General features: G+C 46.6%; 13 protein-coding genes. 5 read left to right on the plus strand and 8 right to left on the minus strand.

Annotation, left to right across the window (positions count from 1 at the left end):
- Nucleotides 1-104 precede the first annotated feature (104 nt).
- Both L3Q72_RS03275 and L3Q72_RS03280 read left to right on the plus strand, forming a co-directional pair.
- Nucleotides 105-515 carry a MarR family transcriptional regulator gene (locus L3Q72_RS03275; RefSeq protein ID WP_275131251.1) on the plus strand — a complete coding sequence of 137 codons (411 nt, stop codon included), beginning with the start codon at nucleotides 105-107 and terminating at the stop codon, nucleotides 513-515.
- Nucleotides 516-585: 70 nt separating this feature from the next.
- Nucleotides 586-1893, plus strand: a complete 1308-nt coding sequence (locus L3Q72_RS03280; RefSeq protein ID WP_275131252.1) for an MATE family efflux transporter — start codon at nucleotides 586-588, stop codon at nucleotides 1891-1893.
- Nucleotides 1894-2042: 149 nt separating this feature from the next.
- On the opposite strand, the gene L3Q72_RS03285 is transcribed toward L3Q72_RS03280, so the two are convergent.
- From L3Q72_RS03285 to L3Q72_RS03300, 4 genes are all read right to left on the minus strand, one after another.
- On the minus strand, nucleotides 2043-3251 hold the full coding sequence (locus L3Q72_RS03285; protein ID WP_275132063.1) for a cysteine desulfurase: 1209 nt from the start codon (nucleotides 3249-3251) through the stop codon (nucleotides 2043-2045).
- Nucleotides 3245-3844, minus strand: coding sequence for a DJ-1 family glyoxalase III (locus L3Q72_RS03290; RefSeq protein WP_275131253.1), 600 nt, complete (start codon nucleotides 3842-3844; stop codon nucleotides 3245-3247). The genes L3Q72_RS03285 and L3Q72_RS03290 overlap by 7 nt, the downstream gene beginning before the upstream one ends.
- Nucleotides 3841-4731 carry a 2-dehydropantoate 2-reductase gene (gene panE, locus L3Q72_RS03295; RefSeq protein ID WP_275131254.1) on the minus strand — a complete coding sequence of 297 codons (891 nt, stop codon included), beginning with the start codon at nucleotides 4729-4731 and terminating at the stop codon, nucleotides 3841-3843. The genes L3Q72_RS03290 and panE overlap by 4 nt, the downstream gene beginning before the upstream one ends.
- 189 nt (nucleotides 4732-4920) lie before the next feature.
- Complete coding sequence (locus L3Q72_RS03300; protein ID WP_275131255.1) at nucleotides 4921-5706, minus strand: outer membrane protein OmpK; 786 nt, start codon at nucleotides 5704-5706, stop codon at nucleotides 4921-4923.
- Between the two features lie 447 nt (nucleotides 5707-6153).
- On the opposite strand from L3Q72_RS03300, the gene L3Q72_RS03305 reads away from it, so the two are divergent.
- Nucleotides 6154-6744 carry a sigma-70 family RNA polymerase sigma factor gene (locus tag L3Q72_RS03305; RefSeq protein WP_275131256.1) on the plus strand — a complete coding sequence of 197 codons (591 nt, stop codon included), beginning with the start codon at nucleotides 6154-6156 and terminating at the stop codon, nucleotides 6742-6744.
- Complete coding sequence (locus tag L3Q72_RS03310; protein WP_275131257.1) at nucleotides 6741-7403, plus strand: ChrR family anti-sigma-E factor; 663 nt, start codon at nucleotides 6741-6743, stop codon at nucleotides 7401-7403. Before L3Q72_RS03305 ends, L3Q72_RS03310 begins: the two co-directional genes overlap by 4 nt.
- Nucleotides 7404-7752: 349 nt before the next feature.
- On the opposite strand, the gene L3Q72_RS03315 is transcribed toward L3Q72_RS03310, so the two are convergent.
- The 4 genes from L3Q72_RS03315 to L3Q72_RS03330 are packed head-to-tail and all read right to left on the minus strand — an operon-like array spanning nucleotide 7753 to nucleotide 11458.
- Nucleotides 7753-9102, minus strand: coding sequence for an MFS transporter (locus L3Q72_RS03315; protein WP_275131258.1), 1350 nt, complete (start codon nucleotides 9100-9102; stop codon nucleotides 7753-7755).
- 59 nt (nucleotides 9103-9161) lie between these two features.
- Complete coding sequence (locus L3Q72_RS03320; RefSeq protein WP_275131259.1) at nucleotides 9162-9704, minus strand: peptidylprolyl isomerase; 543 nt, start codon at nucleotides 9702-9704, stop codon at nucleotides 9162-9164.
- Nucleotides 9704-10276, minus strand: a complete 573-nt coding sequence (locus L3Q72_RS03325; RefSeq protein WP_275131260.1) for a YajG family lipoprotein — start codon at nucleotides 10274-10276, stop codon at nucleotides 9704-9706. Before L3Q72_RS03325 ends, L3Q72_RS03320 begins: the two co-directional genes overlap by 1 nt.
- A gap of 42 nt (nucleotides 10277-10318) precedes the next feature.
- Nucleotides 10319-11458: a methyltransferase gene (locus L3Q72_RS03330; protein ID WP_275131261.1), complete on the minus strand. Its 1140-nt coding sequence runs from the start codon at nucleotides 11456-11458 to the stop codon at nucleotides 10319-10321.
- A gap of 205 nt (nucleotides 11459-11663) precedes the next feature.
- Between L3Q72_RS03330 and L3Q72_RS03335 the strand changes: the two genes are divergently transcribed.
- Nucleotides 11664-11975, plus strand: a complete 312-nt coding sequence (locus L3Q72_RS03335) for a BolA/IbaG family iron-sulfur metabolism protein (RefSeq protein WP_275131262.1) — start codon at nucleotides 11664-11666, stop codon at nucleotides 11973-11975.
- Nucleotides 11976-12129: the final 154 nt, after the last annotated feature.

Here is a 12129-nt window from a genome sequence, read left to right on the forward strand (position 1 = left end):
ACGCGGAGCGTAGGAACGAGATATCCGCCACCTACACCAAAATACCATTGCAATAAATACCAATAACATTAAAATAGTTAGCCTGGCTAACTAAAGGTGTTGTTATGTCCTTGAAATCCGTTTTATTCGACTTTGAGCGCTTTCTTTCAAGAGAGTGGCGTGCTTATTCAAAAGAAGATCCAATGGCGAAGCTCAGTTTTAATGAGTTTGACTACCTAAAGGTCATACAACTATCGAAAGAGCCAATACGAATTACGGATCTCGCCAAGGAGATGATGGTAGCCAAACCTTCTGCGTCAAATATGATTGTAAGGCTTGAGAAGAAGGGACTGGTTCAGCGAACCTGCTGTGCTGAAGATGCACGGGTAAAAAGAGTCATTCTTACTGAAAAAGCGAAAAATGATCTCTCGCTGGAAGAGAAGGTTAACTCCATTATTGCGGCTAAATTAGAAAAGCGCATTACTGCAGAAGAAGCAGAGCAAATTGTTGCGATTTTTACCAAGATGATGAAGTAGTTTTCAGCTATTAATAGTGTGTTAGTTTATTTAATTAGTTAGCTATGCTAACGAAAAAAAGAGAGCAAAGATGTCCAAGTCTATTTATAAACAGTTCTGGCACTACACCTTGCCCACGGTAGCAGCCATGCTGGTTAACGGCCTGTATCAGGTTATCGATGGCATATTTATCGGTCAGTATGTTGGTGCTGACGGTTTGGCGGGTATCAATGTAGCATGGCCTGTTATCGGCTCTGTAATGGGCATTGGCATGATGGTTGGAGTGGGAACCGGAGCTCTATCTTCTATCAACCTTGGCGCTGAAAACAGGGGTAAAGCAAAGCAGATAATTAGTACAGGTTTGATTTGCCTGCTTGGATTGTATCCGGTAATCGGGCTATTTCTGTACTTTTATTCTGATCAGCTATTACTCCTTCAGGGTGTGGAAGGGCGGGTATTTGAGCTTGGTAAGCAGTATCTGGATATTTTAGTTGTTGCCAGCCTGGTTTCTTTAGGTTCGATAGCGCTGCCGTTTCTTATCCGTAATGATAACAGTCCGAAGCTGGCGACACTGTTAATGGTGGCCGGTGCCCTTATTAATATCGCGCTGGATTACCTGCTGATCGGCGTGCTGGGCTGGGAGTTGACCGGAGCTGCGGTTGCAACGGCTATCGCACAGCTTGTTACCACGATTTCCGGTATCGGATACTTTTTCAGCCGGCGTTCTACCATGCGCCTCTCGCTGTCCGGACTTACCGTGAGGTTTGAAGAGCTGCCTCAGATCTTCGCAATCGGCCTCTCCAGCTTTTTTATGTATGTTTACGGTTCAGTTATGGTTGCAGTTCATAACTGGATGTTCGCTCAGCATGGCGGTGTGTTGGTGGTAGGCGCCTACGCCATTATCGGGTATATCGTGACGATCTATTATCTGACGGTTGAAGGTGTCGCGAATGGTATGCAACCGCTGGCGAGCTTTAATCATGGCGCGAACAAGCCTGAACTGGTGCGTAAGCTACTGAATCTGGCCATGTGGGTTTCAGTGTTGCTGGGAGTATTTTTTACCCTTGTGATCAACCTGTGCCCGGAACCCATCATTTCGGTCTTCAATGCCCAGGACTCTGAGCTGATGGAAGCCACCACCTTAGGTATCCGCCTGCACATGATCACTCTGTTTTTAGATGGCTTTATCGTGGTTGCCGCTGCTTATTATCAGTCTGTGGGTAGCAGTAAAAAAGCCATGTTTACCACAGGCGGAAATATGCTGGCTCAACTGCCGTTTCTGCTGATACTGCCAATGTGGTTCGGGCTGGAAGGGGTCTGGTTGGCTTATCCGGTTTCGAATGTTGTGGTTGGGGTTGTTGTGTTTTATGTTTTGCGGAAGGATTTGAAGGAAATATAAGGTTATGGGGAAAAGCATAAAGGGGGATGGGGACGGACTTCGTCCTTGAGGGAGATAAGGCTATAGGGAAAAGCTAATAAAGCTTGACATCATGTGCAGTCGAATCAAATCTTGCCCCATAACCCCATAACCCCATAACCCCATAACCCCTACAAAATACCCACCGCCTTAACCACCCCAGCAACAAACCTCTCCACATCCTCCACCGTATTATAAACCCCAAAAGAAACCCGGACTGTCCCTTTAATACCAAAAGCATCCATTAGCGGATGAGCACAATGATGCCCTGAACGTACAGCGATTCCCTGCTTATCCAGCAGTGTGGCAATGTCCTGATGATGGACGCCATCCATAACGAAGCTGATAACGCTGGCTCCTTTCTGGTAGCCAATGATCTCTATATCGTCCAGCTCGCAGAGTTTGGTATAGGTAAGTTGCTGGAGGTCTGAAATATGTTGCTCAATTGCTGTGATATCAAATTGCTGATACCAGTTGATCGCTTCTGCCAGGGCGATTGCACCGGCTATATTTGGCGTTCCTGCTTCAAACTTACCGGGAAGTTCGGAGTAGGTGGTGCCTTCAAATGAGACCTTCTGAACCATTTTTCCGCCGCCGTGCCATGGGGGCATAGTTTCCAGAAGTTCTCGCTTGCCGTAGAGCACGCCAATACCTGTCGGGGCGTAGATCTTGTGCCCGGAGAACACGTAGAAGTCGGCATCAAGCATGACAAGATCGAGCTTCTCGTGAACTATTCCCTGAGAGCCGTCAACGACCACTTTTGCACCGGCTTCGTGAGCCAGCTTAATCATGCTCTCGATAGGGTTTCTGCTGCCGGTGACATTGGTGATATGAGCAACCGCAACCATTTTTACACGGTCTTCATCAAGCAGTGACTGGTATGTTTCCTGACAAAGGTGACCATCTCTCTTAACCGGAATCTTTACCACAGAGGCTCCGGTCTGCTCAGCGACAATCTGCCAGGGAACAATATTGGCGTGGTGTTCAGATTCACCCACAAGGATTGTATCGCCTTTGCTCAGCGTGCTTCTTGCCCAGGTTTGAGCGATCAGGTTAAGAGCCTCAGTTGCACCTCTTGTCCAGACAATCTCTTTTACGCTGGCAGCACCAATAAACTGGCGCACGATTTCACGCGCCTGCTCAAACCGGTTGGTCGCATGGGCTGTCAGGCTATGGCTGCCTCTGTGCACATTGGCATTCTGACTGCTGTAGTACTGGGTTATTGCTTCGATAACGGCCTGGGGTTTTTGCGTTGTAGCTGCACTATCAAGGTATACCAGAGACTCATCAGCCAGAGCCGGAAACTGAGCTTTAACTGCGTTTACATCAAACTTCACGATTCACTCATCTCCTGGTAATGAAGATTTGGCAGGGTTACCATAGGTTCGGCAACTTTCCACGCATGCTCTTTACCTGAGAGCTGTATAATGATTTCCATTGCAAACTCCAGCGCAGAGCCCGGCCCCTGACTGGTGATTAGTTTGTTGTTGATATCAATAGTGACCCGTTTTACCCGCCAGCAATCTTCCGGGATATGGCTCTGGAATGAAGGGTGACAGGTCATAAGTGCACCCGGGTAAATATTGTGGCTTTGCAGCACTAATGCCGGTGCTGCGCAGATAGCCGCCATCCAGCGTCCGTCATACTTTTGCTGTTTAACCATTTCAACCAGCAGAGTGCTGTCTCTGAATGTTTCTGAGCCCCCGACACCGCCAGGCAGAGCGATTACGTCAAACTCATCATCGGCAACATCCACAAGTTTACAGTCTGCGGTAAGAGTAACGCCGCGGGAGGCTTTCATTGTCAACCGGCCTTCGAAGTCTGCACTGGCGACTGTCACATCGTAACCGGCGCGAACAAGGATATCGATAATGGTTACCGCTTCCATCTCTTCGGTACCGGGAGCGATAGGGACAAGTATTTTTTTACTCATAATTTCCAGCCTTGTTCTATATCTTTTATCTGTTGATAGAGTTTGTTGTTCTGTGGTGTTGCGATTAAGTGCTTCCCGGCAACGCGGCAGAGATAACCATTAATATAGTCAATTTCACTTCGTCTTTTATGCAAAATGTCCTGTTGCATGGAGGAGTTGTTTTCAGCCGTGGCGTTAATCACCTTCTGTACCGATCCAAGCAGCTCCTCTTTGCTGGTTAACACTTTTTCCTGACTCATAACTTTTGCCACTTCTGCCACTATCTCTTCCAGTTGATCCTGAAACGCAGCATCCGAGAGCTGCCCGTTTTTTATCTGATGAATGGCTGTCAGAGGATTAATAGCACAGTTAATAGCAAGTTTATTCCAGAGTGCATGATAAATATTGTCGTTCCAGATCACTTCTGCAAGGGCGTGGTTGAGTACCTCAGCCAGAAACTGGCAATGGTTTCCCTTGTCATTGAAGGCCCCCAGTTGAGTGGTTCCTTTGCCGGTATGCAGAACGTGGCTTTTCTCTGGCTTATAAGCAGCCTGAGTTGTCGTCGCTAAAACTACCGGAAAGTCTGCCAGCTGCTGCTTAATTTCATCCACTGCACCCATACCGTTATGCATAAGCAGCAAAATAGTATCGGGATGGATATCTTGTATCAGAGGTAAAATAGCCTCTTTTACCTGCCAGGCTTTTACTGTGATAAGAATCAGATCGCTATTACCAAGCGACTCTTTGCTGTTCGCCGGCAATACTATCTCTGCGTTTTCATCCAGCTGAATTGGGTAACGGCTCTCTTCAGAGGACTTTGTCCAGACTGAAACGGTATGCCCGGCCTGAGATAGCTTATATGCCCAGAGAGAGCCGATTGCTCCGGCGCCCAGTACTGTGATATTCAAAGACTTGTTCTCTTAAAGCAGAAGAATTATCGGGGAAGGATAGCGGTGAATGGTTTGAAAACCAAATAAAAAAGTGATGATTAGTCTGAATGGTCTAAGTATGGCATCGCTCCAGATGAAGTCATCCCCGCGAAGGCGGGGATCTACTATCAACGCGCTGTAGAGGCGAATAAACCGGTTAACTCTACATCAGAATTTATAAGTCACATCGAAATAATGGCTTACCCCGCTTGTTTTCAGAGCGCTTGAGTCTTCAATACCGTAAATGTCCTGATAAAGTTTAAGACCATAACCCACAGCGTAACGCTCGGAGTGCCAGTAAATACCGTTGAACATACCACCACCAGTACTTGAAGATGAGTACTCATCTTTCATACCAAACTGGTAATCAATGTAACCCTGGTAAGAGACAAAAGAACCGTTTCCGAAGGTGTAGAAAGGCTTAAACCAGTTGGTAGAAATCTGATAGCCATTCCAGTCACTATGGTTGCCATCATAAGTTCCGTACAGGTTCAGGCCTACTTTGCCAAACCAGGGCAGCTCGATATCTGAGCCAAGACCGATTTTTTGGTTATTGGTACTACCGTCATTGCCACCCCATTCCATCACGGATGCAATATAGAGCTCTTTAACGGCTCCGAAGGAGAGATCTTTTCCGGTGACTGCATCCAGAGACATACGCGGAGCAAATTGCATAAAGATCTTATCCTTACCAGCTTTGTCACTGCTTGAATCGGACGTCAGGTTAAATACATCAACATAACCATACAGATCGAAAATACCGGAGCGGCCACCGAATTCCATTTCCAGATAATCGTGGTTGGACTCTCCTGGCAGTTCACCAACGGCATACATTAGATTGAACTGAGACCATTGATAGTCGTTTTTATGAATATCGCCATCTGAATAATCAGCTGCAAATACCGGCGCTGAAGTGGCGGCTAAAAGGCTAAGAGTGAGAAATGATTTACGCATAAGAGACTCTTTATATATGTGAGAAATGCCTGCCAGCTATAACTCTTTTTAATCAATTGGTTGCGATTGATTGAGCTGGTTCTTTCCCTGATTCGGGAGGCGAGAATAATAGCGAGAAATAGCTTAATGAAAAGCGGCTAATAGTATGAAAATTAAAATAAATTGTGATATTTCTCGCAACTGTAAGTTCAAGCAGTTTGGACCATTTGCTGCTTGAATGGCCGCGAGTTTTTGCATTTTAACTATGGATTAAATTCTGTGTCTGTCGGATTAAAAGTCCCTTGTGATCCAAATTAGCATTTTCCCGTATAAGTTACTGAGCATCTTATTGGGGTTGAAGGTATGGAAGTTTTATCTGGTTTTATGCAGGAAAGGCAGCAGGCGTCTATGCTGAAACAGAGTAACCTATACATGAGGGGGCTGACTCCCTTTCCCCGGAGATGTGATATGGCTATCACTGTTGAAAATGCTCAGTCAATGTCCAGGCAGGATTGGGCAGAATGCATGGAGCGGGTAAAAAGTGAGGATAAGCGGGCCTATGCCGTTATCTTTCGTTATTTCACTCCTCGCTTAAAGCAGTTTTTAATGAAGAAGATCAATAATGAGCAGGTGGCGCTTGAGCTGGTGCAGGACACTATGGCTGCTGTCTGGCAGAAGTCGCATATGTTTGATCCTGAAAAGAGTGCGTTGTCTACCTGGATTTATACACTGGCCAGGAATCTCTGCTTTGATATGCTGCGCAAGCAGAAAGGCAAAGAGCTCAGCATAGAGTCCGACGACATCTGGCCGGGAGAGTATTCACCGCCAGATCTGGTTGAGCACTATTCTCCGGAGCAGATGATTCTGAAAGAGCAGGTCATGAGGTATCTGCATATGCTGCCGGATAATCAGAGAGATGTGGTCAAAGCGGTTTACGTGGATGATATATCTCAGCAGGAAGCGGCTGAAAGACTGGATATACCCATAGGAACCGTGAAATCCAGATTAAGACTGGCGGTTGAGAAGTTAAAACAGACAATGAATTCGGAGCAGTTATGAGCTATCACCCAAGCGAAGAGATGTTGCTGGCGTATGCGGATGGCACGATAGACGCGTGTAATGGCGTTGCTGTTGCTGCTCATCTGGAAGTATGCCACGAGTGCAAGTTTAAGGTAGAGTCACTGGAAGAGGAACTTTCTAAAGAGTTAGCCTGTTTTCCGGATATGGATTTTGATGATGATTTTGAAGCCATGCTGGAAGGGATTACAGCTTTGCCGAAGGACAATACGCAGGTAAAAACTGAGGCAAACAGCCATATTGAAGTTAACGGTAAGAGCTTTGTATTGCCTCGCTCGCTGAGCAGGCTGAGCAGACGCATTACTAAGTGGCACAGTTATGGCGGCAAGGTTTACAGTGCTCAGCTGAAAGTTGATGAGCCGGCAAGAATGAACCTTTTGTATATTAACAAGGGAGTGACCGTGCCTCAGCATACCCACAAAGGCATTGAGTCGACACTGGTGCTGCATGGCAGTTTTAGAGATGAGAACGGAACCTACAAGGCGGGTGACTTTATTGTGACTGACGGCAGTGTTAAACATTCACCGGAAACGCCGGAGGATCAGGATTGTCTTTGTCTGACTATTCTTACTGAACCTATGGTTTTTACTCAGGGGGTTGCGAGGGTTTTTAATATGTTTGGGAGGGGGATGTATCCTTAGGCTATGGGGCTATGGGGCTATGGGGCTATGGGGCTATGGGGCTATGGGGCTGACTCTTATACACAAGTTTAAGGAGTCAAAGAATGCTCCTCCCCTTAGCCTCGAAAGGAAGGGTTTTCGAAGAAGTAGCATCGAAGGGGAGGCAGGGAGGGGTTGTTTCTCATGAGCTTAAGTTTTGGTGGTTTAACCATGCATGGTATAACCAACCCCCTCTAACTCCCCCTTCTATTAGCTTTATCAACCAGTTAGGCTTTTTCACTCAAGGGGGAGAACCGTTCTCTGGTCACTTTAACATTTGTGTATAAGAGTTAGGGTTACAGGTAAAGGGGGCTTGCGCCCCCTAAAAGTATCAGTCTTCTCTAGCCTTTGCTTTTTCAAGCAGATCGTGGAAATAGTGTCTTAGTGACCATAGCATTAGCAAGCTTGGAATTACCATTACTGCGGTCAGGACGAAGAACAGTGACCAGTCGTTGAGGTAGTCTGCCAGTTCGCCGCTGAAGGAGGCTAATGTGGTTCGGCCGAAGTTACCCAGAGAGGCGAGCAGGGCATACTGTGTCGCTGAGAAAGCCTGGCCTGTCAGTACCGTCAGGAAGGATACAAAGGCGACGGTTGAGAACGCTGTGGTGAAGTTATCTACGATAATGGTTGCCAGGAACAGGTTTTCACTTGGTCCCACATTGGCAATCCAGGAGAACATCAGGTTACTGGCTGCCATGGCAATACCACCAATCATCAGGCCTCTTACGATACCAAACTTCACATTAAACATACTGCCCACAAGGGTGAAGAAGATGGTGACCCACCATCCAATCAGCTTGGAGTAGTGACCAATCTGTTCATTGCTGAAACCGACTTCTTTATAGAATACGATGGACATCCGGCCCAGGAAGGCTTCACCAATCTTAAACAGGAAGACAAACAGCAGAAGTGTAAGTGCTACCTGCACACCGTTTCGTCTGAAGAAATCCAGGAATGGTTCTGCCACAGTTACGGTTAGCCAGGCAACGACTCTTGAGCCAACAAGTTTACTGTGCCTTTCCTCGGCCTGTTCTTGCAGCTGTTCCCGCGCGGTTGTCGGTTCGCCGGTTAGCAGGGTAAAGATCATCAGCAGAATCACAATAGCGGCCATACCGTAGTAAACGCCGTTCCAGCCGATGCTGTCAGCGTTAATAAATGCCAGATACCCCGGAAGCGAGTAGCCTGTCCACCAGCCCATTACCGCCATAGCTGAAGCCTGTGGTAACTTGCTGGACTCAGACTTAGGGAAGGTATCGATACGGAACGCATCCACGGCAATATCCTGGGTTGCTGAAGCAATGGCAATTCCCAGTGCCAGCATGGAGGTTATCATAAGATTATTAGCCGGGTTAACACCGGCAATGGTCAGTGTGCTTACCAGGATCACGGCCTGACATAAAAAGATCCAGCTCCTTCTCTGGCCTAGCCATGAGCCCAGTAGCGGCAGTTTCATCCGGTCAACCAGAGGTGCCCAGAGAAAGTTAATAGCGTAGACAGCAAAGATAGAGCCGAAATAGCCGATAGCGGCGCGGGTAAGGCCTGCATCTTTCAGCCAGCCGGACATATTAGAGCCGATTAGTACCCATGGAAAACCGCTGGAGCACCCCAGCATAAACACCCAAAGCAGGCGTCTGTCCATATAGCTGCGAATAGTTTCAGCCCACGACATATTTTTAGTCATTGTGCACTCCGGTTGGTAGCCTGACGTGAAAAGAGGCAGCTAAGCTGCCTCAATTGATTTTATTTTATGGTTATTTTATTGATCACAATCGCTGTGACCGGTACGTCATGATAACGTTCCAGAGAGGCAGTTGGCTGTTTAGCCATTTCCTGTACAACTTCAAAACCTTTAGTCACTTTACCAAATACCGCGTATCCCGGATTGGTGTGGGTGAAGTCCAGAAAATCATTGTCTGCATAGTTAATGAAAAACTGACGGGTTGCTGAATCAGCCGCTTTAGTTCTTGCCATCGCAATGGTTGCTGTTTCATTCAGTACGCGGTTGCTCGCTTCATTTTTGATTGGAGCATTGGATTTCAGGCGCTTCATATCTGTATCAAAACCACCGCCCTGAGCCATAAAGCCCGGAATAACCCTGTGGAAGATAGAGCCTTCATAGCTGCCGTCTTTTACGTAAGTCAGGAAGTTTTCAACGGTTATCGGTGCTTTTTCAGAATACAGCTCAACTTCAAATGTGCCCATTGTGGTATCAACCACAACCGTTGGGGCAGAAAAAGCCGTTGCGCTAAACAGACAAAGTAGAGAGATAAAAAATCTACGCATTAGAAACGTTCCTTCATGTAGTTGGTAAGTTCCTGATCATTGGCAATATCTTCCAATACCAGGCTGGTGATATCATTAATAACCATTTCAATCTGAGCGTCAGAGGCACTGAATGCGCCCGACTTGGCTGCGGTGCCGTTGTATGTTTTAACCAGCTTTCCGGCTGGCGTTTCAGCGGTCAGCTTAATGGTGACTTTTGCATCCATTTCATTTGCCATCACACTGTGTCTTACATTCACCAGAAGTTCCTGAACTTCCAGTTCAACCGTATTCTGGCTGTTTACTGAAATATAATAGCCCTGTGAGCGGAACTGCTCCTGCAGCGCGGTTTCCAGAGTGATTCGTACATTCTGCTGCGCGTGGACCGGTTCAATATTGCTGCGTCCGGTATCGATCAGAGCGACATACTGAGCAGAGCGGATATCCCGGCTGGTCAGAGTAAAAGTCTTGTTATCTACAACCCGGTTCTGGCTTGTTGTTGTTTTTGGGTTAAAGCTAATCTGTGTCTGCTGCGGTGACGATGAGCACGCCGCCAGAAAAGCCAGTGAGGCAGCAATGATGATTTTCTTCATAAAATAGTTTCCCTTTTAGCCTAGCCTGTCTTTGGCTCGTATCTATTTAGTAGCCTGTAATATAACAAACTTTTTATTGGAAGCGATGACTTCAACCTGTGATTTTCCAAACAGGCGTCCTAACTTAACATCGTAGCCCAGGTGACGGTTACCTATAACTATTAATTTTCCCCCCGTGCTAAGAACATGCTTAGCATCACAGAACATCTGCCAGGCAATATGATCCGTAATTGTATACTGCTGGTGGAAAGGCGGGTTGCACAGAACCAGAGATGCGCTTTCCTGCTCAAACCCATCCAGACAGTTGTTGGCAATGCACTGGATATCCCGCCCTTCACCAAGGTTATCAATAAGATTCCGCTTTGCGGACTCTATGGCCATAAAGCTTTCATCAACACTGGTGATCCGGACCTGTGGGTTTAGCTGACCGGCTTTTACTGAAAGTACGCCGTTGCCGCAGCCGAGATCTATGATATGCCGCAGCGTGGGATCTACCGGGAGATTTTCAAGCATAAAGCGGGCTCCCAGATCCAGACTTTCACCAGAGTAGACATTTGGCAGGTTTTTCAGCGTGAAGTTTTCACCATCCACTTTCCACTCTGTTACGGCTTCTACCTCTTGTTTAACCCCGCAGTCTGGCTGTGAAAACACTAATCTGTGCTTTTTCCAGGCCAGAGAGGTCGTTGTGGTGCCAAGATATTTCTCAAACAGCTTTAAAGTAGAGGTGTGGATCTCTTTTACTTTGTTAACTGCGATAACCGGGCAACCTTCCGGTAGCTGAGTTCTTAGCTGGTGGAGTTGCCAGGTAAGAAAGCGGTTGTTCTTCGGGATCTGCAGCAGAACCAGATCGATATCTTCAGGTAACTTATCCATCGCGGTAAGAAACTCAATATGACGGCACTGATTACGTTGCAGGTTCTTTAGCGTTGCTTTGTGAGAGATATAGGAATCACTCATCATGGTGACGTTATGCTTTTCAGAGAACCAGCAGGAGAGGGCGCCGAAATTATCATTTAGGATAAGAATGTTTTTGTTTTCGCCCAGTCCTGACTCTTCAAGGTGCTTGATCAGATATTCGTCGCCGGCATCCCATGCCTGGAAAGTTTCATTAGCCCGTTTTGGAAAGCGCAGCAGGTTTAGTGTCCGCTCTTGCAGTGTGAGTTGAGTTTTAACGTCACTCATTATGAATTCTTCTTGATACTGGATATTTTGGCGTATTGTCTCAGATGTGGCAGGAACAGGAAACCAATATATCAGACCTGGAAACAGGGGGTGTTGATGTCACAAAAATCGCAGGAAGAATTACTCACATTGGGGTATTACAGTCTATGTTGGGTTTCAGTACCATATCCCCTTTGTATTGCCTACGGATGTAACAGGAAAGAATATGCTTCAAGAAGTGATAGAAACGAAGTTACACCAGGCCCTGAACCCCAGTTACCTTCAGGTTATAAACGAAAGTTATCTGCATAATGTTCCCCCGGGCTCTGAAAGCCACTTTAAAGTCGTTGTTGTCAGTGACTCTTTTGAAGGGTTGAGACCAATTGCGCGTCACAGAAAAGTCAACGAAGCTCTGGCAGAGGAACTAAAAGAACATATTCATGCGCTTTCAATACACACTTATACCATCTTTGAGTGGAAAGAGGAGCGGGGTGAAGTCGCTCCGGATTCTGTGAAGTGCAAAGGTGGTGATAAATAAATACCCGGCTGTGGTGCTATTGTTGACCGGCTTCAGAAAGGGCGATTTGTTAAATTTTTCGCATTTCTGAATTAGGAAAATGTAAAGGTTAATAGCTACAGTTTATGGGTGTATCTAGTGCTTTTAAGCGCCTGATTTGAACAATTGTGCGACA

It is taken from the genome of Vibrio sp. JC009 (genome assembly GCF_029016485.1).
In the GTDB taxonomy this organism is placed as follows: Bacteria; Pseudomonadota; Gammaproteobacteria; order Enterobacterales; family Vibrionaceae; genus Vibrio.